Origin of the sequence: Prevotella sp. LMAG:51, from assembly GCF_008680225.1 — a bacterium.
Classification (GTDB): domain Bacteria; phylum Bacteroidota; class Bacteroidia; order Bacteroidales; family Bacteroidaceae; genus Prevotella; species Prevotella pectinovora.
The window spans coordinates 108,448-132,588 of record NZ_NALQ01000005.1 but is presented as its reverse complement, the minus strand read 5'-3'; the positions used below and the strand labels follow the sequence as shown (position 1 = coordinate 132,588).

At 48.0% G+C, this 24,141-nt stretch carries 21 protein-coding genes and 1 pseudogene; 5 read left to right on the top strand and 17 right to left on the bottom strand.

Going from position 1 to position 24,141, the window contains the following annotated elements; genetic code table 11:
• Positions 1-9 precede the first annotated feature (9 nt).
• The 6 genes from CCC32_RS02370 to CCC32_RS02345 form a co-directional block, all read right to left on the bottom strand.
• Positions 10-753: a hypothetical protein gene (locus CCC32_RS02370; RefSeq protein WP_215760703.1), complete on the bottom strand. Its 744-nt coding sequence runs from the start codon at positions 751-753 to the stop codon at positions 10-12.
• Positions 754-765: 12 nt separating this feature from the next.
• On the bottom strand, positions 766-2,025 hold the full coding sequence (locus CCC32_RS02365; protein WP_287072032.1) for an MBL fold metallo-hydrolase RNA specificity domain-containing protein: 1,260 nt from the start codon (positions 2,023-2,025) through the stop codon (positions 766-768).
• Positions 2,026-2,040: 15 nt separating this feature from the next.
• A complete protein-coding gene (locus CCC32_RS02360; protein ID WP_287072031.1) occupies positions 2,041-2,370 on the bottom strand; it encodes a hypothetical protein in 330 nt (109 codons plus the stop codon).
• Positions 2,371-2,372: 2 nt separating this feature from the next.
• Positions 2,373-3,227, bottom strand: a complete 855-nt coding sequence (locus CCC32_RS02355) for a hypothetical protein (RefSeq protein WP_287072030.1) — start codon at positions 3,225-3,227, stop codon at positions 2,373-2,375.
• A 12-nt stretch (positions 3,228-3,239) separates the two neighbouring features.
• Positions 3,240-3,812, bottom strand: coding sequence for a sigma-70 family RNA polymerase sigma factor (locus CCC32_RS02350; RefSeq protein WP_287072028.1), 573 nt, complete (start codon positions 3,810-3,812; stop codon positions 3,240-3,242).
• A gap of 110 nt (positions 3,813-3,922) precedes the next feature.
• A complete protein-coding gene (locus CCC32_RS02345) occupies positions 3,923-4,837 on the bottom strand; it encodes a helix-turn-helix transcriptional regulator (protein WP_287072027.1) in 915 nt (304 codons plus the stop codon).
• A 93-nt stretch (positions 4,838-4,930) separates the two neighbouring features.
• Here CCC32_RS02345 and CCC32_RS02340 point away from each other — a divergent pair, with 93 nt between their 5' ends.
• Both CCC32_RS02340 and CCC32_RS12630 read left to right on the top strand, forming a co-directional pair.
• Positions 4,931-5,497, top strand: coding sequence for a hypothetical protein (locus CCC32_RS02340; RefSeq protein WP_287072025.1), 567 nt, complete (start codon positions 4,931-4,933; stop codon positions 5,495-5,497).
• On the top strand, positions 5,494-5,646 hold the full coding sequence (locus CCC32_RS12630) for a hypothetical protein (protein ID WP_353756085.1): 153 nt from the start codon (positions 5,494-5,496) through the stop codon (positions 5,644-5,646). The genes CCC32_RS02340 and CCC32_RS12630 overlap by 4 nt, the downstream gene beginning before the upstream one ends.
• Here the strand turns inward: CCC32_RS12630 and CCC32_RS02335 are convergent.
• The 3 genes and pseudogenes from CCC32_RS02335 to CCC32_RS02325 all read right to left on the bottom strand — a co-directional run.
• Positions 5,604-6,338, bottom strand: a complete 735-nt coding sequence (locus CCC32_RS02335; RefSeq protein WP_287072023.1) for a DUF8612 domain-containing protein — start codon at positions 6,336-6,338, stop codon at positions 5,604-5,606. The genes CCC32_RS12630 and CCC32_RS02335 overlap by 43 nt on opposite strands.
• A 20-nt stretch (positions 6,339-6,358) precedes the next feature.
• Positions 6,359-6,562: an AAA family ATPase gene (locus CCC32_RS02330; RefSeq protein WP_287072060.1), complete on the bottom strand. Its 204-nt coding sequence runs from the start codon at positions 6,560-6,562 to the stop codon at positions 6,359-6,361.
• A gap of 295 nt (positions 6,563-6,857) precedes the next feature.
• Positions 6,858-7,037 (bottom strand): annotated as a pseudogene (locus CCC32_RS02325) (cytochrome C biogenesis protein CycH); the annotation flags it as partial.
• A 258-nt stretch (positions 7,038-7,295) separates the two neighbouring features.
• Here CCC32_RS02325 and CCC32_RS02320 point away from each other — a divergent pair.
• The 3 genes from CCC32_RS02320 to CCC32_RS02310 all read left to right on the top strand — a co-directional run bounded on the left by CCC32_RS02320 (position 7,296) and on the right by CCC32_RS02310 (position 10,092).
• Positions 7,296-7,709 carry a hypothetical protein gene (locus tag CCC32_RS02320; RefSeq protein WP_287072021.1) on the top strand — a complete coding sequence of 138 codons (414 nt, stop codon included), beginning with the start codon at positions 7,296-7,298 and terminating at the stop codon, positions 7,707-7,709.
• 133 nt (positions 7,710-7,842) lie between these two features.
• Positions 7,843-9,810: a heavy metal translocating P-type ATPase gene (locus CCC32_RS02315; protein ID WP_287072019.1), complete on the top strand. Its 1,968-nt coding sequence runs from the start codon at positions 7,843-7,845 to the stop codon at positions 9,808-9,810.
• Between the two features lie 159 nt (positions 9,811-9,969).
• Positions 9,970-10,092, top strand: a complete 123-nt coding sequence (locus CCC32_RS02310) for a hypothetical protein (RefSeq protein ID WP_287072016.1) — start codon at positions 9,970-9,972, stop codon at positions 10,090-10,092.
• Positions 10,093-10,297: 205 nt separating this feature from the next.
• Here the strand turns inward: CCC32_RS02310 and mutL are convergent, their stop codons facing one another.
• The 8 genes from mutL to clpP form a co-directional block, all read right to left on the bottom strand.
• Positions 10,298-12,220 carry a DNA mismatch repair endonuclease MutL gene (gene mutL, locus CCC32_RS02305; RefSeq protein ID WP_287072015.1) on the bottom strand — a complete coding sequence of 641 codons (1,923 nt, stop codon included), beginning with the start codon at positions 12,218-12,220 and terminating at the stop codon, positions 10,298-10,300.
• A 130-nt stretch (positions 12,221-12,350) separates the two neighbouring features.
• On the bottom strand, positions 12,351-14,051 hold the full coding sequence (locus CCC32_RS02300; protein ID WP_287072012.1) for an OstA-like protein: 1,701 nt from the start codon (positions 14,049-14,051) through the stop codon (positions 12,351-12,353).
• Between the two features lie 22 nt (positions 14,052-14,073).
• Positions 14,074-15,552 carry a peptidylprolyl isomerase gene (locus CCC32_RS02295; protein ID WP_287072010.1) on the bottom strand — a complete coding sequence of 493 codons (1,479 nt, stop codon included), beginning with the start codon at positions 15,550-15,552 and terminating at the stop codon, positions 14,074-14,076.
• 532 nt (positions 15,553-16,084) lie between these two features.
• Positions 16,085-17,614, bottom strand: a complete 1,530-nt coding sequence (locus CCC32_RS02290; RefSeq protein WP_287072009.1) for a peptidylprolyl isomerase — start codon at positions 17,612-17,614, stop codon at positions 16,085-16,087.
• Positions 17,615-17,705: 91 nt separating this feature from the next.
• Positions 17,706-19,184, bottom strand: a complete 1,479-nt coding sequence (gene guaB / locus CCC32_RS02285) for an IMP dehydrogenase (RefSeq protein WP_022316683.1) — start codon at positions 19,182-19,184, stop codon at positions 17,706-17,708.
• Between the two features lie 648 nt (positions 19,185-19,832).
• Positions 19,833-22,010, bottom strand: coding sequence for a DNA helicase RecQ (recQ, locus tag CCC32_RS02280; RefSeq protein ID WP_287072059.1), 2,178 nt, complete (start codon positions 22,008-22,010; stop codon positions 19,833-19,835).
• A gap of 107 nt (positions 22,011-22,117) precedes the next feature.
• A complete protein-coding gene (gene clpX / locus CCC32_RS02275; protein ID WP_022316689.1) occupies positions 22,118-23,368 on the bottom strand; it encodes an ATP-dependent Clp protease ATP-binding subunit ClpX in 1,251 nt (416 codons plus the stop codon).
• Positions 23,369-23,385: 17 nt separating this feature from the next.
• On the bottom strand, positions 23,386-24,051 hold the full coding sequence (gene clpP / locus CCC32_RS02270) for an ATP-dependent Clp endopeptidase proteolytic subunit ClpP (RefSeq protein ID WP_022316690.1): 666 nt from the start codon (positions 24,049-24,051) through the stop codon (positions 23,386-23,388).
• Positions 24,052-24,141 lie beyond the last annotated feature (90 nt).

Below are 24,141 nucleotides of genomic sequence, written 5' to 3'. Positions count from 1 at the left end.
TTTAACAGGTTATTTATTTACCATGTCGGGGAAGTTTATACCAAGAGAAACAGATAGTTTTTCCCAAGTTGTATATCCGTAAAAGCTATCTAATATAGCCTTCTTGAGAGCATGACTTTTTTCAATTGTCTCGGCATCAATTTCTTTTTCAAGATACTCCTTTACACAGTGATTCTCATACCCACAGTTTTCCTTAACAACGTAGAATGCGATAACCTTCTTTCGGCTATTGCTATGATGTAGCGCATTTTCTATATGTCTTACCATCTGGCTGCGATGTTTCAAATATGACACCTTATCCGTTGTGTCGCTTTCCGTTCTTTTTCCTTCTATCAATATGATGAATTTATCATTCTCTATATACATATCTGGTTTGGAACTTCCTTCAAAGGTGTTCCATTTGACAAACTTTGATGTTGAAGCCTTTTCTATCATGCTTTGATCAAGATTGAATAACAACTGGCGTTTATCTTTGTTTGATTTTGTGGAATTATCACGTTCTTGTACATACTTTCTAAATTCTTCATCGTTAACTATCTTTTTTATAATGGCTTTCAAATGTTCTGGAGTTGCAGGTAATGATTTTTCTCCTTGCCAGCCAGTATAATAAACATTCTTTTCCTCAAAATTCCCAAAGACTGATGATATATCTGGAGCCACAATAGATAACATCCTTTTCAGCAAATCATGATTACTCCTTATTGCATCACCAAGAGGCTTAACTCTTGTAATACTACTATTATATTTTCCCATATTTGGTATCTTTTATAATTCAGCATCTGCATCCTTATGTATGCAGATAACTTCTTTTGGATTAACTGTTTTGATTACTTTCTCTATTGTCTGGCGGTCGGCATGACCAGAGGTATGAATGTCCACAACATTGTAAAACATGTCACGGAACTGCTTGTACGTTGGATTGACCTTGACCTGCTCTGGATTTTTGTAATAACCATCCCATGATGAGTAGATGAGAAGTGTTTCTTCCTGAGGTAGTTTATCAAGTAAACCCTTGATTCGATCCATCTGCGATGTACCTACTACCATTGTCATACCAGTCTGCTTCAGTTTTTTCAGCAGTCGATCATTGTAGAACAATGGCTCGAATGAGAACAAACCTTTTGATGCTTTTGCTTCGCGTTCTGTGAAGTACGCCATTGTCTTTTTCATAAACAATGACCAGATACAAAGGGGTTTGGCCGCATCGATAGAAGCTTGTTTGATTGCTGCCAGTCTTTCTATGTCAGTGGCAGATGCAAGGACAAAGACATACTTGAAGGCTTTCATCACATTCTGCATCTTGTACGATACAATATGCTCATGGATGCATTTGTCTTCACGTTTGAGCATCGTACCCTCAGTGATAAGTACATCGATGTCTGTGGCATATTTCTTTAGCGTTGGTATCAAACCTTTACCCATACAGCCATGTTCGCGGTAGTCACCCATGTGCCAGATACGCTTGCCATCAGCTTCAATGAGGAACATGTGAGAGTCATAGATGCTATGGCAGTTGAAGAAAGGTGTAACCATGATGTCGCCAATGCAAATGCTTTCTGGAACTTTACGTGGCGTTGAACGCTGCCATACCTCAATCTTGTTGAGCAACTTACATTTGTTATCAGCAGATATGAGCCTATTCAAAGCATCGCTATACTCTTGTGAATCACATTCATTTTTGAGGAGTTCATTGACTTTAAGGTCTGCGCCCTCGTAAAGAACGTCGTACTTTATCTCCAGCAGTCCCTTGGTTCCTTCACTCATATACTGAGGAACATCTTCAGGAATGTATTCAAACAATCCGACATGATCCTCATGACCATGGGTGTAGAATACGGCTTCATGCTGCTTCTTGTTCTGAGCAAATATCTGCGTTACCAACACTTCGTCCTCTTCGGGAGTTGTTGGCTCACCATTACCTGGCAAGTTCTGGCCGAAGTCTATAAACACACGAGAAGTTTCTGTGGAAATCTCTGTGATGCAACCTCCAATCTGGTCAAGTCCTCTATGTACTTTTATATTCATGTTGCGAATTGTTATTTAGTCAGCTACTGTCTCAAACCACATGTCTTCTACCTCTTTTGTCCAAGGTTGCATGTGCTCCAGATACCATTTAGCCCTTTCTGCCGATAATGGGCATTCTGAATCTGGCACTTCGACAAATTCATGGCGGTCATCCATCGTGAAGATAAAACCGTTCTCCATTGGCCAGATTGTGAGCATAACCTCGTCTTTCAATGATTCTACGCACTCATCAGACAGGAACGAATAATAGATATTACCATTTTTGCGACGTTCTCTTTGCCCGTTTATGGCAGCTTCTCGCAATTCTTCGGGAAGTTCACCTATACATGTGGTTACTATGTTCATGCTTATAAATCAGTTTGTATGCTGAAGTTAATCTTCTCTCTATTCAGTATGTCAATGAGACGTTCACGGTGAATCTTTCTTCCAGTTGTTTCCTTTGTCCAGTTATCAAAGATAAGTAAATGAGGCTCAGGATTGATAGAAGAAGGGCGAATCTGTGGCACTGGCAATCCTAATTCTGCCTTCACATCATAGAGTTTTTGGTAGTAGGCAAGGAGTTCAACAGAATATTTTGTAATGAAATCCTTGTATCTGTTCATCTGATCAACAATTTCTGGCGATTCATCTGTCTTGTGAAGCATTCTACCATCAGCAATACGCTTTAACTCTACAAATGTAATTACTCCATTGTCACAGCGAATAAGGTCAATTCTATTCTTGTCTGTTGCATCATTGTAAGCAAACTCTGAATCAAGATGAAAATCCGACGACTGCGTTATCAATGTGCCCTGAATAAACTTTTCAGACCATTTTTCTTTATCAACAATGCCATTGATAGCATGTTTTTGAGAGTAGCATGTCTTTACTCTCTCTATGACTTTATCGCACACGAGGATTTCTGAATTTGTCTCTTTCGGTTCATCAATAATGCCACTACATTCAATATAAGCATTACGCTTTGATGGAGCTGGGAGGTTAAGGTATTTGTGATGAGTAAAGACCTGTAACTTCTTATGCTTGCTACAATAGTGTATGCGAGCAACGCTACCACCCTCAAAATACACGTTGACTTGATTGTCTTTGCGTATTTCGATGTACAGAGAAGAGTCGTTCTTGAATCTTGCCCACCAAGATGGATTTTTCTTCAATTCCTGAAATATCTTGGCTTCAGGTTTAAGTATGTCGAATGTTATTGCCATAACCTGGTAATTTTATTTATCCTTATGAGCATTGAGCTTTGCAATAGCCCTGTCTCTTAGTTGCTGAACTCGTGTAGTCGTAAGATTTAAGCTTTCTCCGATGTCATCAAGTGATTCTGGTGAATCGACAAGACCAAACCATCTAGTAAGTATCTCTTTATCACGCTCGTTTGATATTTTTGATACCAGTTCACGTTTCTCTTCCTTCGTGAGATCTGAAAAATTCATGTCGTTCTTTGAAGTTTCAAGGAATGCAAGGATGCTCGCCCTAATGAACCAAACCGCATAAGCAATGAATTTGAAACCTCTCTGTGGGTCAAACTTCTTTGAAGCAAGTTCAAGTCCTTTGTTTCCTACCTCAATTAGTTCCTCCATCGACTTCCCCCTGTCCTGGTACTGCTTTGCTACGCTTACTACGAAACGGAGATTGCAGTTATATAAATCCATTAGAGCTTCATCATCCCCTTGCTTGATTCGGTTTGCGAGTTCAACTTCTTGCTCCACTGTGAGCAAAGTTTGCTCGGTTGCCTCCTTAAGGAGTGACTCTACTGGCAGACTAACACGGTTTGTAATTTTCTTCTTCATTGTACTATCGGAATTATGTGTCTCTATTATATAATACGAATGAAAAAGGGTAAAATCTGGCGTTTTGGGGGTGTTGTGTGCGTAAACTCCGCAGAATACCATCGGATTTCTTACTCTTTTTTCATATATCTGTCAAGAGAAGCACTAATTTGGGACATTATCTCTTCACGATATTCCAATGGTTCCAACACCTCGACGTTTGGTCCCATTGCAAGTATCTTTGACTTCAATTCTGGAGTCAGACAGACTCTGTAGGTGAACTCAGCAAACTCTCCATAGCGTGACTTTACTTCGCTTTGTGACTTATGGAGTGGTAACATTCTCATGTATTCCATCTGTACACCATACACCCTTATCTTCAGATTAACGACAGGAAGCTCTTCATTCACATATATTCCCACAACATTGTCATAGTATTTTCTAGGGATGAAGTCCTTTGGAAATTCAAACTTGTTAGTTGTAGTATGAAGGTCAAGAAATCTTTCCAATGCTAGATGTCTGATGGATTCCTTTTCTTTTATATAGCCAAGTACATACCATCTTCTGTTGTACACCTTCATAGAATAAGGCTGCATCGTAAGCGTTTCTCGCTGCCCTTCATAACGTTGATAGTCAATTATAAGTTCCGTATTAGTCCTCATAGACTCTACAACTGAGTCAAAGTAACCTGTACCATGAGGTATCTCTTCGAGTAAGATACGGTCACGCATCATATTGAAAGTTGTGAAGTCCTGGGGAACACTATACTTACGCAATAAAAGTTGAGCATAAGGATTTTGGATCAGGACTTCTGGATTCTTTATATAATATATGTAACCTTTGGATTTATCACATTCTATGATAACTCCAAACATTTCTTCAATACCTTTACGATGTTCGTGGAAGGTGCGTATTGGTAAACCACCCATATAGGCATATGGAGAGCCCTCCCAGCTCTTAGCAATATCCTCGAAGGTGAGAGGGTATTTTGATCGCTTGATAGTGTCAAGCAGCCAAATATATCTGAGATAAGTTTTACTGATCATGATTCAAAAATTTCTGCAAATTTATCAAAATAACGGCAAAATCACGAAGAAATTGCGTTTGTTCTGCGGAAATTTTGCAGAGAAGACTGAAAAATGACCGATTTTGAAGAAATCTCATCGTATAAAGTAATAGTAATAATCATATTTATACAAAGTATGGCAAAGAAAAAGAATCAGAAGAAAGCTGAATCACATGCAAAGAAGAGTGCAGTAGAGACACTTCGCTTCCAAACACATTGGGGGCTGAAACAACTCGGGCAGCAGGATGGCAACCTATTTCACGAACTTGTTGATGCAGAGGTCAACTTCATTGCAGAACTTGACCTTGCTCAGGATTTGCTCGCTATCAAATCACTTGTTGATGGAGTAAAGCAATCCTTTGCGGTGGTTCCAACTGCAGAGAAGGGCGATTTTACGAAAAGCCCTACAGCTGTGGTTCTTGGTATTGCACATATCAATGAAATCAACAACATTGGTATTCCTCTTTCTTGGAGTGAGATGGTTGAGAAGAAGATGCTTACTATCTATTATCCTGAAGAATATCGAAACCAAATAATCGACTGGGCAAAAGCCAATGGATATAACACATCAACATATCTTGGTCGCCCTATAGTTAAGTTCAGTAAATTGTATATAATCATAGAAAGGACACGCAAATGAAAAAAAGTATTAGTAGAGAGAAGGCTGAGCAAATGCTCGAATACGTTAAAAGTATTATTGACATCGATAGTATTCCACTTGATGATGAAGCAACCTACAAATTGCTTCAGCAAGCAGACACCGATGGCATCTTCCTTTTGTACTCATAAATAATGTTATCTGTAAAGTCCTTCTCCCAGAAGGCCAAGGTTACAAACAACCCTGTGTCACAAACATACATTTTGTAGGCACCCCTGTTGGTTGTCAGCCCCATCCCTACATGCGGGTCATCGGCATGCCATGCTATGTTGACGGTCTTACTTTCCTCCATCATATGCAATATTGGTGCCAGACGTTCATTGTTGGTGTTTTCCAACACCTGTGTGGGCTGGTAGCGGCTTGAGTTCTTATATAACTGCGCAGGAATGGCGTTGAAAAGTGTAGCTGCCCTTTCGTTGGGGTCAATTTTGTTGAAGTCCTGCAGGTATAAGCGTATAATACCTCGCTTAGTCTTATCCACTTGAGAAAAATCGTGGGTTTGCAGGTATGTATTGACAGCCTGGGGCATGCCGCCAACAAGCATGTAAAGTCTGAAGTCAAGCATGAGCTTTCGGTTTACACCATCGCCCAACGACTGACTTTTTTGATACATTTCTTTAAGAAGTGGCATGGTAGCCACATCTCCCATAGCCCATCTAAATTCCTCGTAGTCCATAGGATACATATTGATAGGTTCTTCCTCGCTCGGAATCACTATACTTTCCACGTTCTTGTGAATGCTGATGAGCGAGCCTGTCTCAATGTAATCGTATCTGCCATCAGCCACCAAGTGCTTGATTGCTTGCCGTGCAACGGGATACAACTGGACTTCGTCAAAGATGATTACGGACTCACGTTCGTACAGGGCCGTACCCTCGAAAGTTTCAACGTAGCGAAGAAAAAGTCAATGTTTGAGAAATTATTGAAAACGCCTTTCTCCTCATCAGATGCCTTTGAGAAATCAATCATGATATAGCTCTTATATTCCCGTTGGGCGAACTGTCTGACAATGGTGGATTTACCGACCCGTCGGGGACCTTCTATCATTAGTGCCGTTGATCCTGCCGAGTCATGCTTCCATCTGAGCATGTCATCATAAATTTTCCGTTTAAAGATCTGCCCCTCCATATTATTTCGTTTTAGCGCAAAGTTACGCATAATAAATGTCAAAATTTTAATGACGACAATGCAGCTAATCGCAAATTTTGTCTGACTGGTTTTGCAGCTAATCGCAAATTCTATTTGAGACTTTATGCAGCTGATCGCAAATTTTATAAAACTAGGAGTGCCTTTAAAAGAAAGTTTAGTTTTTGCCTTAAAGAGAAAAAGAGAAGGAAGCCGAAGCAACCTTCTCCTCTACACTGGGATAGAGGTCCACACCGTCGAAGGTCTGATAGATCTGCCCGATGGAGCTCTTGAAAGAGTCGTCCTTCTCGTTGCCAAAAAGAGGGGAGTAACCAAACTTCTTCTTCAGCACATTGATTTCCTTCATAGCGTTCTCGTAGGTGGCGTGAAAGGTCTCCTAGCTTACTCCATAGCAGAAAAGTACGATTTTATTTTGTGTTTCGCTCGATTTACACTACCTTTGCCAGCGTTGAGTATATGTTTGCTTATGGATGCTTATTTCAGAATTTGCAGCACATTAGCAACATCGACAGGCAGATGTATGTGAATAGTTATCAGACCATTTCGAGGAGGAAAAGAAAGGTGTGCAAAATTAAGCATTTCTTTCATCCGTACAGGTCGATTCCTTTTGACCAAGGATAATAGATAAATAGGTATGAAACGTTCGCTCAACATATTGATGGCATTGATGCTCTCGCTCATGGTGGTTTACCTGAGCGTGGGTACTACCGTCACCCACTGCCTCAGCTATGGCAAGGTGACAGTGGGTACGGTGGCTGACTGTTGTGTGAAACGAAGCATGGACCATGACTATTGTCTAGGCAAACCGGGCACACTGGTGAAGAAGCATTGCATGGATGTGAAGCAGGTGAAACTGTCGCCTACGGTCTCTATCCAACACCTGGATTTCGATGCAGCACCAGTATTTGCAGGCATCGTGCCAGCTCTTTGGCAGATGTTGCCTCATCCTGTTATCTGTAGCATTCAGAAGGCAAGATATTGGAATCAGAACGTTCCACATTCGCCTCCAAGGGCTTATCTTGCCCTCCTCAACACCCTGATTATTTGATTTTTCCATATTTGCAAATAGGTTGCAAAAGATTATTTTGACTTTTGCAACCAAGATTGTCGTATGCCTACCCTATCAGTAATGACTTAGGGTCGCATACATATATTATAATAGGTAAATAAGAAAAAAGACAATGAAGAAAACAATACCAGTGATTGGCATGGCATGCTCAGTGTGTGCTGCCAATGTGGAGCGCAAGCTCAACTCCCTTGAGGGCGTAAATTCCGCCACCGTTTCCTTGGCAGGACGCACCGCCCTTGTCGATTATGACCCGGAGAAGATTACCCTCGAAGATATGAAGCGTGAGATTTCCAATGCTGGCTACGACCTCGTCATCGAGGCAGACCGTAGTGCTGAGGAAATTAATCGCCGCGAATTTACTCTCTTGAAGCGCAAGACCCTTCTGTCCTGGTTCTTCGCCATTCTCGTGATGGCGTTCTCCATGGGCTGGGTTTCGACCGGTATGGAGAACACCGCCTCTATGGGCAATGGCATGATGAGGGATAGCCACGCCTCGGCTTTCAACAACCAGATTTCCTTGATTCTCGCCCTCTTGAACATGTTGTATTGCGGTCGGATGTTCTATGTCTCGGCATGGAAGCAACTCAGGCATCGAACCGCCAATATGGATTCTCTCGTGGCTCTGAGCACTCTCATCGCCTTTCTCTTCAGTGCCTTCAACACCTTCTTCGGAGAAATGGTATGGGGCGCAAGGGGCATCGAATGGCATGTCTACTTCGATGCCTCGGTGATGATCATCACCTTCGTTCTGACAGGAAGATGCCTGGAAGAGAAGGCGAAGGATGGCACGGCGGCAAGCATCAAACAGTTGATGGGCTTGCAACCGAAGACCGCCCGACTGGTCGCCGACGGGCAGTTGGAGGAGGTGCCAATCTCCACTATCCAACGTGGTGATGTCATCGAGGTGCGTGCAGGGGAAAAGATTCCTGTGGATGGCGTGGTAACCCAAGCCGAGAGCTTTATGACAGCTGATGCGGCATACGTGGACGAGGCGATGATTACAGGCGAACCTACCCCTGTGGCAAAGCGGGTGGGCGATGAGGTATTGTCAGGAACGATCCCGAGCCAAGGCAAGCTCCGCATGAGAGCCAGACAGATAGGTGAGAACACCACCCTGGCACATATCATCAGGATGGTGCAGGAGGCACAGGGGAGCAAGGCTCCCGTACAGCGCATCGTGGATAAGGCGGCATTGGTGTTTGTGCCGGTGGTGGCAGGCATCGCCTTGATTACTTTCTTGGCATGGTGGATAATCGGTGGCAATGCCTGTCTGCCTCAGGCTATCATGAGTGGCGTGGCGGTATTGGTCATCGCCTGTCCTTGTGCCATGGGATTGGCAACGCCTACGGCCTTGATGGTGGGAATAGGAAAGGCGGCACAGAAGCAAATTCTCATCAAGGATGCCGCCGCCCTGGAAAATATCCGTAAGGTGGATGCCCTCGTCATCGACAAGACGGGCACGCTCACCATTCCTAACCAAAATATAGACTTCACGAAAGGGGACGGACTGGATGACCTTGAGTCTCGCGAAACCCTCAAGCCTCATGCTTCCGAGGCAATGAAACTGTTGGAAGAGGAAGGCATCGAGGTGTATATGATGAGTGGTGACCGGGAAGAGGCGGCTCGCTATTGGGCAAACAAGGCTGGCATCAAGCATTATCAGAGCAAGGTGAAGTCTGACGACAAGCAAGCCATGGTCAAGAAACTCCAAGCGGAGGGCAAGCATGTGATGATGATAGGCGACGGCATCAACGACACCCAGGCATTGGCTCTTGCCGATGTCAGTATGGCGATAGGCAAGGGAACGGATGTGGCGATGGATGTGGCACAGGTCACACTGATGGACGATGATCTGATGGCGATACCTGATGCCGTGAAGCTAAGCAGGAAGACGGTGGGCATGATTTGGCAGAACCTCTTCTGGGCATTCATCTACAATCTCATCTGCATCCCTCTGGCGGCAGGTGTCCTGCATCTCTTCGGCATCGACTTCCAGATTACACCGATGTGGGCAAGTGCCCTGATGGCATGTTCAAGCGTGAGTGTCGTTCTCAACTCTTTGCGATTGCGCTTCGCTTAAAGGTAGTAGGGTAAAAAAAGTAACAAACATCCAAACCAAGATTTAAGTCTCGGATAAAAGGAGATATATTTATGTATTCAAGATATATTGCTCAGTGCCTTGTTGGTTATTGGTGCTGAGACTTATGCAAAAAACAATAAGACAGAGGTTGCGTCTCTGTTGTCATATAATGATTCTGAAGGAAACGCCCCTGCTGATTCCTCCTATCAGGATTCCATCTTCAAGGACCAGACCTTGCAGGAGGTGAAGGCGGTGGCACGCAAGCCGGGAACTGTGACTTGATGTAAAATCAGACAACCCCATAATAAACAAATTGCCCAAGATGACAACTCAAATGTTCATCTTGGGCAATTCGTTTATATGGTCAATTGAAGGTTGTATGACTTATAATACAACAAACCCATCATCATAAACCGGCAATATTGGGAACCAGTTCATACAAACTGATTTGGATTTAAATCAAAATCAGCCTAATGACCGATTTGGGTTAAAACAGATGGTCGATTTCTCCCTGCGAGAGGATGGCGATAATGGTCTTGCCGTCGGGGGCATAGTTCACGTTGGTGGATGCGAAGAGTTCGTTCACAAGGTTCTCCATCTCCTTAGAGTCGAGCACCTGTCCGTATGGTATCGCCGCATTGCGTGCCAATCCGAGGGCTACGGCATGCTTTATCTCTTCGGCTGCCGACACGGTATCTTCTGCCGCAAGAGCCACGATATCGCTGACGAGAGCCGGAGGGTTCAAGCCTTCGAGTCCTGCCGGCATACCGCCGATGGCATAGCTGCCGCCACCAAGATCGCTGAAGTCGAAGCCCAGCAGCGTCATATCTTCCTGTATGCTCTGGAACACTACGTTGTCTGACGGACCGAACTGCACCATCTCCGGAAAGAGGAGCTTCTGCGAATGCCCTGCCTTGTCGGTTATCTGCTGCATATATCCATCATAGAGCACTCGGATATGTGCCCTGTGCTGGTCGATTATCATCAGTCCCGACTTCACTGCCGTCATGATATAACGGCCCTTATACTGATAGTGCGACGGCGACTTCTCTTCTATCGGCATTTTGGCATTGAGGGCAGAAGAAACCGGTTGCCCTTCCCCACCCTCTTGCAGTTCGCCACCGCCATTCTGGAATTCAAAATCATGAAACAGCGGCTGAGTCTCGCCGGCATCCGTTCCACCGAAAGATACGGTCTCACCTCCCGGCAGAGAATCATCTTGTATATCGCCGGCTCCCTCATAGAGCTGCTCCCAGTTCTCGGGTATTGCCGGCTGACGGGAGTTGCTGCTGAATGGATTATACGAAGGATTGTAGTCCACCTTCGGCATCTGGAAATCCTGCATTTCCCCTGTCTGATGAAACATCGGAATGTCGGGTTTCCCCTCGGTGTCGAAATCTATCGACGGCACATCGTTGAAGCGTCCCAGCGAGTCCTTCACGGCAGCCATCAATATCTGCCATATCGTCTGCTCGTTCTCGAATTTTATCTCTGTCTTAGTGGGGTGTATATTCACGTCGATATCTTCTGCCGGCACATCGAAATATATGAAATACGGCACCTGCTCTCCTTGCGGAATGAGTCTCTCGAAAGGTGTCAGCACCGCCTTGTTGAAATAGGGATGCTTCATATACCTGCCGTTGACGAAGAAATACTGATGGGCATTCTTCTTTTTCGACGACTCCGGTTTTCCCACAAAACCATGGATACGGCACACCGTGGTGTCAACGCCTACAGGCAGCAGGTTTTGGTTTAGACGCTTGCCGAAGACTTCGATGATGCGCTGACGGAAACTGTCGCCATGCGGACGCAGGTTCAGCACCTCGGTACCGTTGCTCGTAAACGTGAAGTGGATATGGGGGTATACAAGCACGATGCGCTCGAAGGCAGCCATGATATTGTTCAGTTCCGTGGTATTCGACTTGAGGAACTTCCGCCTTGCCGGCACGTTGAAGAAGAGGTTCTGTATCAGGAAATTGCTTCCCTCCTGACAGGCGATAGGCTCCTGGTTGAGCACCTTGCATCCTGAGATGGACAGCAGCGTGCCCACCTCGTCGCCCTTCTGACGGGTCTTCAGTTCCACCTGTGCCACGGCAGCTATTGACGCCAGCGCCTCGCCACGGAATCCCATGGTGTGTAGAGAGAAGAGGTCGTCGGCCTGTCTTATCTTCGATGTGGCATGGCGCTCAAAGGCGAGACGCGCATCGGTGTCAGACATTCCCTTTCCGTCGTCGATCACCTGGATGGATGTCTTTCCCGCATCCACCACAAGCACGTCGATGCGGCTGGCTCCGGCGTCAACGGCGTTCTCCACCAGTTCCTTGATGACAGACGCGGGGCGCTGTATCACCTCACCGGCTGCTATCTGGTTGGCCACGGAATCGGGCAGCAGTTGTATTATATCGCTCATATATTATCTGTAATCTTTTATCTGTATCAGCCCCTGTCTGGGTGCTGCTTGAATTAAATCCGGCGGGAGACTTTGCTGCTGTACATCGCCCCTCCCCCGGACAGTCTGCCGGGAACAGTCACCAGCAACATCAGTTCTCCGGCTTGTTCTCCGTAGCCGCCACGCTTTTCAGTTCGCCACCCTCGATATGCTGCAGCGGAGCAGCATGGCGGGTAATGTTCTTCAGCTGCGTACCGTCTTTCTTTCCGCGCCATTCATAGATGTCGTCTTTGTTTATCGGACGGATATAGTCGAACCATGTGAATCCGTCGAGCCTGTATCGCTCCGGCGGAATCTGCGTCATGGGATACCACGTGCCGTCGGTTTTCGATGTCCATATCTTCTGCAACTGTCTGTCGCGCATGAACATCTTCATCGTGTCGGTCTCGATATACACCAGTCCCATGAGCGTTGAGTCTTTGTCGTCAACGGGATAGTATATCGACCTGACATTGCCTATCGCCTCGGTCTGCGTTATCTGTCCCTTGGTGAAATAAGCGAACATCTCCTTCGACGACAGCTGCTGGTAGTGCTCCTTGTCTGGCATCAGCTCGGCGGTGAGAGCCTGGTTGATGATATGCGCACGGTCGATGGTGGAGTCTTTCATGAACACCTGTATCTCCTCGCCGAGCAACTGTCTGTCGCCGCTCCATGCTATAGGGTCGCGATACATCGTCATGCAGGAGTCTTTGGTGTTGTAGACGAGGGAGTCGCACACCGCCTGCACATCATTGCGGAAGGCTCTCACCTTGTTGTAGCAATGCGCCGTGCGATACACGGAGTCGGTGTTAAGATGATATGTTATCACCTTTATGGTGTCGGAATGCACGAAGAGTGTGTCCTTCTGCGAATATTCCATCATCACGGGATTCTCCGTAGCGAAGGCGAAACCGTTTTTCTCGTTATACCACAGATAGTTGCAGTGGAGTTCGTTCTTCTTCTGCGTGTCTTTGTATATCACGTTGCGATAGCCCTGGCTTATGCCTCGCTTCTCGTCGTAGAAGAGGCTGTCGCCGGTTATCTCCTTGCCTTTGTTCGACATGGTAGACCTGCCGTAGAGCCGTGCCCTCCCGGTGTTGGTGTTGTAATATCCGTCTGAAGTGTGTATCACGCTCTCCTTGCTGCGTATCACTGATGGTCCCACGATATTGGCGAGCGATGTGCGGGTGTCGTAGTGCAGGGTGTCGGTGGTGAGGGTGAACTTCGGGTTGCGCAGGTTCACGTTGTAGTTGAACACCGCCTTGCGTGTCTCGGTGTCGTATTCTCCCCAGTCGCTCACGAGCACGTTGTTTCTGTCCACCATCTTTCCTCCCTCGAAGAAATATCCGATATTGTAGAGACGGTCGTAGTTGAGACTGTCGGTATACAGTTTCGTTCCGCGATGGCGTAGCAACACGTTGTGTCGAGCCTCTGCCATCTGGTTGTCGCCGTCGTAGAAGGCATAGTCGCTGGTGAGCGAGAGGGTGTCGCCCTGTCGCATCTTCACATGTCCGAAGGCTTTGAAGGAGTTTGACTCCTGATAGAAATAGGCACTGTCGCAGGTGAGCAACGCTCCTTTGTGAAGAAACGCCACATTGCCGTTGAGAATCTGTGCCCCGGCATGTTCGCCGTATTGGTTGAAGCGCAGCATGTCGGCATGTTTCAGATACACACGCTCGTCGGTCTTGGGGCGATGGCGACCTTTTGCTACCTTTCGCGACTGTGCCACGCAAAGTCCAAACAGGCATAGAACAACAGCCAACTGTATTCTATGCCCGCTCAGATATCTTGATATCTTGTTTATTGTATTCATCTAATATCTTGATGATGCTTCGTTATTTCACCCAACCTTTGTATTCGAAATTGCAGTTGCGGTATGCTTCGTCGATGTGGATGTATGTGGTCTTGATCTTCTTCTGTATCCACTCCTTCAGGTAGTCTGCCTTGCGGCGTGCCATCACGATATCTCTCATAGCCTGGAAGTCTTCGGTGATGGTGGCGCGATGGGCGTCGACACGGTTAACGAGCTTGGCTATGACGCAGACTGTCTTTCCCTTGGAGTTGACCATCTGGAATGACTTGGAAATCTGTCCCACCTTCATGGTGTCTACCACTGCCGCCACCTCTCTCGGCAGGTCACGCATACGGAACTTGCTGGTGTAACCGTCTTCCGACTGGTTTGCCATCAGTCCGTTGTTGTTCTTCGTGTCTTTGTCGTCAGAGAGATATGAGGCTGCTGCTTCGAAAGTGAACTTGTTGGCACGGATGTCGTTGGCGATGGAGTCGAGACGGTTCTCGGCATGGGTGATTGCCTCCTGGCTCACCTTCGGGATGCGCAGGATGTGGCGTACCTTGATTTTGTCGCCTCTCTTGTCGATGAGCTGGATGATATGGTATCCGAACTCCGACTCCACGATCTTTGATATCTTCTTAGGATCGGTGAGGTTGAACGCCACTGTGGCAAACGCCGGGTCGAGCATTCCGCGGCCTACATAGTCATCGAATTCTCCTCCCTGACGAGCCGTTCCGGGGTCCTCAGAATAGAGTCTGGCGAGGGCGGCGAAGGATGTCTCGCCACGGGTCACACGGTCGGTATAGTCACGCAGGTCGTTCTTTATCTTGTTTATCTCGTCTGGCGAAACCTTAGGTGCCTGGGTGATAATCTCCACTTCCACCTCGGTAGGAATCAGCGGCAGACTGTCTTCTGGCATATTCTCGAAATAGCGGCGCACGTCGGCAGGCGATGCCTGGATGTCCTCAACGAGTTTGCTTCGCATGCGCTCAATGAGCTGGTGGTTCTTGAAGTCGTCGTGCAGGCTCTCTTTCATCTGCTTCACGGTCATCTTCTTCCACTCCTCGAGTTTCTCGCGGCTGCCGGCATTGCTTATCCAGTAGTTTATCTGCTGGTCTACGCTTTTCGTCACCTCTGCCTCTGACACCTCGATACTGTCGAGGGCTGCCTGATGCAGAAAGAGTTTCTGCACTGCGAGCTGTTCCGGTATGACGCAGTCGGGATCGCCGTTCCACTTCATTCCTTCCATCTCGCCCTGCAGACGCATGGCCTCGACGTCAGACTTGAGGATTGCCTCGTCGCCTACCACCCACACCACTTGGTCTATGATGCTCCGTTCGTTGGCGGGTCTGTCGTCGCTGTGTTTCTTGTCAGCACCGGCTTTGCCGGCATTTGCCGAGTCGGCGGCTGTCACATCGTCGTTGGCAGGGGTTGCCAGATAGCGGCTTGCCGCACCGTTTGCCACGAGCAGCACTCCTGTGAGTGCAAGGGCGAGGAATTTCTTCTTTAATCCGTATCTCATTTACTTTCTGTCGTTAATATAAAAACTAATACTCTTGTGTTAAATCCCATACGGCAATCAGAGCGTTTAATGCAGAATTATATTACCGCTTTCTGTCTTTTGTCTTTATCAAGTGTCCTTTATCTGTTTTCAATCCACAACAACTCGCCATTGCGAATCAAGAGTCAAACGAAATCCACTCTTCTAAAGAGCTAAATACAAGTAAGCCCTAATGACCGATTTGGGTTAAAAATATACTATTGGGCAAAGGTACATATAATATTTCATCTATCACTCCGCTTTTAATCTTTTTTATTCCATGTTATGAAATAATCTCGACGTCTGCGATATGATTGAAGGCAGGATATGGGTGTGGGATGGATTGGAAAGCGAATCTACGAACATCCTGCAACAGAAAAACGCCGTGGCGACTTCTATGTGAAATCATGCCACGGCGTTATTGCTGTTTATCCCCTATCGGCAACCATACCGTTTTCGGTGCATCCTGTTTCAAGACTCGTCGTCATCAGAAGCAGGTGTTAAATTTTCTGCATCAATGCTTGTTTACGGTTTCAAGCACCTCCTTGTTTACCACTACAGGATACTTCTTGCGGAGCTCTGCTATCCAGCGCTCTTCGAGCAGGTTCTGGTAGTCGGCGATGACAAGGCCCTTCACGTCCTCATACTCCTCCGGACCCTTCTTCAGAATCTTGCCGAACACGTCATCGATAGGATAATCCTTGAGCGACTGCACGGTGGTGTCTTTCTTGAATACCATCTTGTCTACGAAGGCATTGTCGCCCTTCTTGAAGATTCCCTTCTCCACACGGATGCGGATAACGGAGTCGTTGTTGAATGTGGTGCGCAGCTTGTCTGCCCACTTGCTGAAGGCAAGACCCTTAACACAATCCTTCACTGCCTTCTGGTCTTCTACGTTCTTCACGTGGAATGCCATACCCTTGAAGCGAGGCTCCGACCATGCGTAGTTCTTCTTGTGCTTCTTGAAGTAAGCGGCAAGACCTGCCTCGTCTTTGGCTGCCTTGTCCCATACGTTACGGTTGCTGATCTCAAAGAGCATCAGTCCGTCGTGATACTCACGGATGAGGTTCTTCAGGTCATTGTCCTTGGCTGTCAGCTCCTCTGTGCGCTGGGCGAGCACCTTCTCTCTGGTCAGTGCGCCCTTTGAATTCTTCACAATGTTGGTCACGCTGTCGGTGGCTACCTTCATGCGGACGTTTCTCGACTCAAGGAACTTCATGATGTTGGTTCTCAGACTGTCGTATGGCTCGAGCTGCTTGCGGTCTTTCATATATATGATATGATAGCCCACGGAGGTGAGCACCGGCTTCGACATCTCGCCGACCTTCAGTCCGTATGCAGCGTTGTCAAACTCTGGCAGTGTCTGACCAGGAGAGAGCCAGTTCAGTTCTCCGCCCTTGCGGGCAGAACCCGGGTCCTGAGAATATCTCCTTGCGAAATCAGCGAACACCTTCTCGAATTCCTCCATGCCTACCGGTACGGCCGGCTCGGTGACCTTGATGGTCTTCTTGCCCTTCTTCACGGTCTTCACAACCGGTGCGAGAGGCTTAGGCATCTTGGAGAGGAGCACATTATAGATGGAGTCTGCACGCTGTGCAGCCTCAGTCTTCTGCTGGTCTTTGGCGTCTTGAGGGAGATAGAGCAGGATGTGCATAGGACGAATGAGTCCCTTGTCACCGATGCGGTCTTTGGTGTCCTGATACATCTTCTTTGCCTCAGCCTCAACGGCCTCGTCGCTGGCGAACGACGGCAACACCTGCTGGTCGCGGTAGGAGCGGAACTCCTTCTTGAAAGACCGCAGCGTGTCCACCTTGGCGTCGTATGCCGCAGCGACCTTCAGCTTATAGTTGATAAACAAATCCACATAGTCAGCGACGCTTTTCTTGTCGATGACGCCCTCAGAGTTGTTCTTGTTGTATGAATACTCAAACTCAGAGCGTGATACCGGCTGCCCGTTGATAGTCATTATCGTCGGGTCGTTTTGCTGTGCGTGTGCCACTCCGCTCACAAGCAGCATGGCACAGAACAATGATTTGAATTTCATCTGTTTTCTGTATTGTCTTTAAGATATTATGGCATGAGGTCTACTGTAAACGGTAAGACCTCACGCCATGTCGTGTAGTTAATAATAATGTTTATTCTGGACGTGAATAGTTTGGAGCCTCGCTTGTGATAGAGATGTCGTGTGGATGACTCTCAAGCACTCCGGCGTTTGTGATACGCACGAACTTGGCAGAATGGAGATCGCTGATAGTGTTGGCTCCGCAATAGCCCATACCTGAGCGCAGACCACCAACGAGCTGATAGATAACCTCCTGCAGTGTTCCCTTGTATGGCACACGACCGGCGATTCCCTCCGGCACGAGTTTCTTCACATCCTTGGTACCAGCCTGGAAGTAGCGGTCCTTCGAACCGTTCTCCATAGCCTCGAGACTACCCATTCCGCGGTAGCTCTTGAACTTACGTCCGTTGAAGATGATTGTGTCGCCAGGGCTTTCCTCTGTTCCGGCTACGAGCGAACCTATCATCACTGAGTATCCACCGGCAGCAAGTGCCTTCACCACGTCGCCCGAGTAGCGCAGACCACCGTCGGCAATCAATGGCACTCCTGTTCCCTCGAGAGCTGAAGCCACATCATAAACGGCACTCAGCTGAGGCATACCGACACCAGCCACGACACGTGTGGTGCAGATCGAGCCAGGACCGATACCTACCTTCACGGCATCAGCACCATTGTCAACAAGCATCTTGGCAGCGGCTCCTGTAGCCACGTTGCCTACCACGATGTCAACATTAGGGAATGATTTCTTTGCCTCAACGAGCTTCTCAATAACATATTTAGAATGTCCGTGAGCGGTATCGATGACGATGGCATCAGCACCGGCATTCACGAGAGCCTGCATGCGGTCGAGTGTGTCTGCCGTAACGCCCACGCCGGCTGCAACGCGCAGACGGCCCTTATCGTCTTTGCAAGCCATTGGCTTGTCCTTTGCCTTGGTGATGTCCTTGTATGTGATGAGTCCCACGAGGTGGTTTTCACTGTCCACAACTGGGAGCTTCTCAATCTTGTTCTCCTGCAGGATGTTTGCTGCAGCGGCAAGGTCGGTTTTGATATGTGTGGTTACGAGGTTCTCCGATGTCATCACCTCGTCAACCTTGCGGTCGTGGTTGAGTTCGAAGCGGAGGTCGCGGTTTGTGACGATACCTACGAGATGGTTGTCATCATCGACTACCGGAATACCACCGATATGATATTCTGCCATCATATCGAGGGCCTCACCGACTGTGGATCCACGGCGGATGGTCACAGGGTCGTAGATCATACCGTTTTCGGCACGCTTCACGATTGCTACCTGTCTTGCCTGTTCCTCAATGCTCATGTTCTTGTGGATCACGCCGATACCACCCTCTCGTGCGATGGCGATGGCCATTGCCGACTCTGTTACGGTGTCCATGGCAGCCGTAACGAATGGTATGTTCAAATCGATGTTACGCGAGAACTTGGTTTTCAACTCTACTGTGCGTGGCAGTACTTCTGAATAAGCTGGGATTAGGAGGACGTCGTCGAAGGTGAGACCGTCCATTACAATTCTATCTGCAACAAATGATGACATAATTTGTATTTAAAAAATTTATTGCGTGCAAATTTACTGTTTTTTTTCGATACGATAAACTCTTTTGCCAGTTTTCTGATAGCGTTAAAAATATTTAACCCAAATAGGTCGTCAGGGCTTGCCTGGATTTTGCTCTTTTAGGAGAGTGGATTTTGTTTGGCTTTTAATGAGTAATAGCGAGCTATTGCGAATTAAAAACAGACAAAAGATACCTTATAATAAAAAGCAAAAGATAGCAAGCAGTTATAAAATACTACCTTTGAACGGTCTAATGACAGATTTGGATTTAATTCGGACTCGTAGAATCTGATGTTTATTATAAACAGACGAGCAGACAAGCCGTCTGGAAAGAACGCAATCTCCACATCCATTTGTCTCCTCGCCTGCTTCTCTATATGCTTGGTAACCAGCATCTCCCCTACGGGGGAGAACGAGAGGGGGCTGATGTTCAAATCATAATCGCCATGCTGATGTTACTGCCGACTTCAGCCCCCACCTAACCTCCCCCGTAGGGGAGGGACTGTATGTCCGGAACTGACCATCTGTGAATGTCCGGAACTGACCATCTGTGAATGTCCGGAACTGACCATCTGTGAATGTCCGGAACTGACCGTCTGTTTATCCTACAGGGTAGGGATTGTCTCCCACTTAGTTCGCCAACTCAGAGAAGAACTTTATCCTGACGAGTCTCACCTCATCCTCGGTATAGTCCTCGCCGAGTTCGTCCATCGCCACTTCCAGGTCGTCAGTCTCGCTCTCGCGGAAATATTCGTATATGTCGTCGATATGGTCATCGTCCATCACATCCTCAAGGAAGTAGTCGATATTGAGCTTCGTTCCACTGTATACGATTGCCTCAATCTCAGTGAGAAGGTCCTCGAAGTCGATGTTCTGTGCATCTGCAATGTCGTCGAGCGGCATCTTGCGGTCGATGCTCTGTATTATCTTCACCTTCAGCATAGACTTCTTCGGCACGGTGCGTATTCTCAAGTCCTCAGGTCTCTCGATGTCGTTCTCCTCGCAATGGCGCTTTATAAGGGCAATGAATTCCTTGCCGTAGCGGTGTGCCTTGCCCACACCGACGCCTGGGATATTCACCAGTTCTTCGAGAGATATCGGATATACCGTAGCCATCTGCTCGAGCGAAACATCCTGGAATATCACGTATGGCGGGATGCCCAGCTTGCGGCTCGTGTCTTTTCTCAGGTCCTGGAGCATGGCAAAGAGTTCCGGGTCGAGCGCCGCCGTCTGTCTCTCGCCCACCTCATCGTCGTCGTCTTCGCTGAACTCAGCGTCTTTCACCACCATGAAGGTGTACGGGTTCTTGATGAAATCGAGTCCACACTTAGTAATCTTCAGCACTCCATAGTTCTCCACGTCTTTCTTGAGGAAACCGGCGATGATAGACTGCCGGATTACGGGGTTCCAGATCTTTATGTCGCAGTCTTCGCCCTCTCCGAACTCCGGCAGCAGGTCATGCTTGTGGTCTTTTATGTCATCGGTGTCGCGGCCCTTCACGAAGTCTATCACGTAGTCGGAACGGAAATCCTCCTTCAATGCCTTCACCGCCCTGAGCACTATCACCGTCTCTTTCGTGGCATCTATCTTCACCTTGGGATGCAGACAGTTGTCGCAGTTGCCGCAGTTGTCCTTGGGATAATCCTCACCGAAATAGTGGAGCAGCATCTTGCGTCGGCATACTGACGATTCGGCATACGCCGCTGTCTCCTGCAGCAGTTGTCTGCCGATGTCCTGCTCCGCCACGGGTTTGCCCTCCATGAATTTCTCCAGTTTGTGAAGGTCCTTGCGTGAATAGAATGCTATACATTTGCCTTCTCCGCCATCGCGTCCTGCCCTACCCGTCTCCTGATAGTAGCCTTCGAGGCTCTTCGGTATGTCGTAGTGTATCACGAAGCGCACGTCGGGCTTGTCTATTCCCATGCCGAAGGCTATGGTGGCTACGATAACGTCGATCTTCTCCATAAGGAAATCGTCTTGCGTCTTCGACCGTGTGGCAGCGTCGAATCCAGCATGATAGGCGGCCGCCTTGATATTGTTCGCCTGGAGCACGGCGGCAAGCTCTTCCACCTTCTTGCGCGACAGACAGTATATGATACCGCTCTTGCCGCTGTTCTGGCGTATGAACTTCACGATGTCGCGGTCTACGTCCTTTGTCTTCTGCCTCACCTCATAATATAGGTTCGGACGGTTGAAGGAGCTCTTGAACTCTTTGGCCTGGGTGATGCCGAGGCTCTTCTTGATGTCCGTGCGCACCTTGTCGGTCGCCGTTGCCGTGAGGGCTATCACGGGGGCATTGCCTATCTGACCGATGATGGGTCTGATGCGTCGGTATTCCGGACGGAAGTCGTGGCCCCATTCCGAAATACAGTGTGCCTCGTCGATGGCATAAAACGAAATCTTCACCGACTTCAGGAATTCCACATACTCCTCCTTGGTCAGCGACTCGGGAGCCACATACAGCAGCTTGGTCAGTCCGGATCGTATGTCTTTCTTCACTTGGTCGATGGCAGCCTTGTTGAGAGAGGAGTTCAGATAATGTGCCACTCCCGTCTCTTCGCTCATGCCGTTTATCACGTCCACCTGGTTTTTCATCAGCGCTATGAGCGGCGACACGACAATTGCCGTACCTTCCATCAAGAGAGAGGGCAGTTGGTAGCAAAGCGACTTGCCGCCTCCCGTAGGCATGAGCACGAAAGTGTCGTTGCCGGTGAGCAGGTTGCGGATTATCTCCTCCTGTTCTCCCTTGAAGCTGTTGAAACCGAAATAGTGCTTCAGTTTTTCAGTAAGATTAACATCATTAGTCATATAACAAGCTGTTTCCTTATTATGTCTCATTCCAATGCCGGCGGCAGCATGCAGACATCCGTGGTCCGCACCTGCCGTTGGCATCGTGTGTTTTATGAATAGTTCCTTTAGTCTGTCTCGAGTTTCTGCAGATGCGCCTTGTCGAGCTGTGACTTGGCGTAGTCGAGAGTGACCGTGAATTCCTTCACGTTCTCCGACGGCACGTCGAACATGGCATCCATCATCACGCTCTCCACAATAGAACGGAGTCCGCGTGCACCGAGTTTGTATTCCATTGCCTTGTCAACGATAAAGTCGAACACGCCGTCTTCGAATTCCAGCTTTATGCCGTCTATCTCGAAGAGCTTCTGGTATTGCTTCACGATGGAGTTCTTCGGCTCCACGAGAATGGAGCGCAGGGCTTCCTTGTCGAGAGGGTTGAGATATGTGAGCACCGGCAGACGGCCGATGATCTCTGGTATCAGTCCGAACGACTTGAGGTCTTGCGGAAGGATATACTTCATCATGTCCTTCTTGTCTATCTTCTTCACGTTCTGCACGGAGTTGTATCCCACCACGTGTGTGTTCAGTCGCTGGGCTATCTTGCGCTCTATGCCGTCGAACGCACCGCCACAGATGAAGAGGATGTTCTTCGTGTCGATATGCACATAGTCCTGGTCGGGATGCTTGCGGCCTCCCTTTGGCGGAACGTTGACCATCGAACCCTCGAGGAGCTTCAGCAGACTCTGCTGCACTCCCTCGCCGCTGACGTCGCGGGTAATCGAAGGGTTGTCGCTCTTGCGGGCTATCTTGTCCACTTCGTCGATGAACACGATGCCACGCTCTGCCAGCTCCACGTTGTAGTCAGCCACCTGCAGCAGTCGGCTGAGGATGCTCTCCACGTCTTCGCCCACATAGCCTGCCTCGGTGAACACCGTGGCATCGACGATGGTGAACGGCACATCGAGCAGCTTGGCTATGGTGCGGGCAAGAAGGGTCTTTCCGGTACCGGTGCTTCCCACCATGATGATGTTGCTCTTCTCTATCTCCACGCCGTCGTCGGTGGGTGCCTGCTTGATTCGCTTATAGTGGTTGTATACCGCCACGGAGAGATAGCGCTTCGCCTCGTCCTGTCCGATGACATACTGGTCGAGGTAGTCTTTTATCTCATGGGGCTTTGGAACTTCCACGGAATCCCAGGAACTGAAATCGTGCTTATCCTCGCCGTCGTCGTCCAGCAGATGGTTCGCCTTGAGAATGTCGAATGCCTGTGCCACGCAATGGTCGCAGATGTAGCCGTTCATACCCGAGATAAGGAGCTTCACATCGTGCTCCCCTCTGCCGCAGAAGGAACACACCTTCTTTTTTCTTTCAGCCATATCTTCTCCCTACCTTATTATTTTCTTGTAAGCACCGTGTCAATCATTCCATATTCACGGGCCTCTTCTGCCGTCATCCAGTAGTTGCGGTCGGAGTCGTTCCACACCTTGTCGTATGGTGTGTGTGAATGGTTGGCGATTATAGTGTAGAGTTCTTTCTTGAACTTCATGATTTCCTTTGCCTCAATCTCAATGTCGGATGCCTGTCCCTGCACTCCGCCCAGCGGCTGGTGAATCATCACGCGGCTGTGGGGCAGAGCGGAACGCTTGCCTTCGGTTCCCGAAACGAGGAGCACTGCCGCCATCGACGCTGCCATACCGGTGCAGATGGTGGCAACATCGCTGGAGATGAACTGCATGGTGTCGTAGATGCCGAGACCTGCCGTCACGCTTCCGCCGGGACTGTTGATATAGATTGAGATGTCCTTGCCTGAGTCTACTGAATCAAGATACAGGAGCTGTGCCTGCAGTGTGTTGGCGGTGTAGTCGTTCACCTCAGTGCCGAGGAAGATGATGCGATCCATCATGAGGCGTGAGAAAACGTCCATCTGGGTAACGTTGAGCTGGCGCTCCTCCAGAATGTAGGGGTTCATGTATTGAGCCTGTGTCTTCATCACATCGTCGAGCACCATACCACTCATTCCGAGGTGCCCGGTAGCGTATTTTCTAAAATCGTTATTCATATATTTCTTATGTGTTCTGATATAAAAAAAAGAGGTTATCCACCTTTTCTTATACAAAGATAATAAAAAAGTAGATAACCTCTAATATAT

Coding starts and splice junctions, on each gene's coding strand:
- recQ (WP_287072059.1), bottom strand. CDS start 22,010: ATGACTAATGATGTTAATCTTACTGAAAAACTGAAGCACTATTTCGGT.
- CCC32_RS02345 (WP_287072027.1), bottom strand. CDS start 4,837: ATGATCAGTAAAACTTATCTCAGATATATTTGGCTGCTTGACACTATC.
- CCC32_RS02360 (WP_287072031.1), bottom strand. CDS start 2,370: ATGAACATAGTAACCACATGTATAGGTGAACTTCCCGAAGAATTGCGA.
- CCC32_RS02370 (WP_215760703.1), bottom strand. CDS start 753: ATGGGAAAATATAATAGTAGTATTACAAGAGTTAAGCCTCTTGGTGAT.
- CCC32_RS12630 (WP_353756085.1), top strand. CDS start 5,494: ATGAAAAAAAGTATTAGTAGAGAGAAGGCTGAGCAAATGCTCGAATAC.
- CCC32_RS02330 (WP_287072060.1), bottom strand. CDS start 6,562: ATGATAGAAGGTCCCCGACGGGTCGGTAAATCCACCATTGTCAGACAG.
- CCC32_RS02315 (WP_287072019.1), top strand. CDS start 7,843: ATGAAGAAAACAATACCAGTGATTGGCATGGCATGCTCAGTGTGTGCT.
- CCC32_RS02320 (WP_287072021.1), top strand. CDS start 7,296: ATGAAACGTTCGCTCAACATATTGATGGCATTGATGCTCTCGCTCATG.
- CCC32_RS02295 (WP_287072010.1), bottom strand. CDS start 15,552: ATGAGATACGGATTAAAGAAGAAATTCCTCGCCCTTGCACTCACAGGA.
- CCC32_RS02290 (WP_287072009.1), bottom strand. CDS start 17,614: ATGAAATTCAAATCATTGTTCTGTGCCATGCTGCTTGTGAGCGGAGTG.
- CCC32_RS02355 (WP_287072030.1), bottom strand. CDS start 3,227: ATGGCAATAACATTCGACATACTTAAACCTGAAGCCAAGATATTTCAG.
- CCC32_RS02300 (WP_287072012.1), bottom strand. CDS start 14,051: ATGAATACAATAAACAAGATATCAAGATATCTGAGCGGGCATAGAATA.
- CCC32_RS02365 (WP_287072032.1), bottom strand. CDS start 2,025: ATGAATATAAAAGTACATAGAGGACTTGACCAGATTGGAGGTTGCATC.
- mutL (WP_287072015.1), bottom strand. CDS start 12,220: ATGAGCGATATAATACAACTGCTGCCCGATTCCGTGGCCAACCAGATA.
- CCC32_RS02350 (WP_287072028.1), bottom strand. CDS start 3,812: ATGAAGAAGAAAATTACAAACCGTGTTAGTCTGCCAGTAGAGTCACTC.
- CCC32_RS02340 (WP_287072025.1), top strand. CDS start 4,931: ATGACCGATTTTGAAGAAATCTCATCGTATAAAGTAATAGTAATAATC.
- clpP (WP_022316690.1), bottom strand. CDS start 24,051: ATGAATAACGATTTTAGAAAATACGCTACCGGGCACCTCGGAATGAGT.
- guaB (WP_022316683.1), bottom strand. CDS start 19,184: ATGTCATCATTTGTTGCAGATAGAATTGTAATGGACGGTCTCACCTTC.
- clpX (WP_022316689.1), bottom strand. CDS start 23,368: ATGGCTGAAAGAAAAAAGAAGGTGTGTTCCTTCTGCGGCAGAGGGGAG.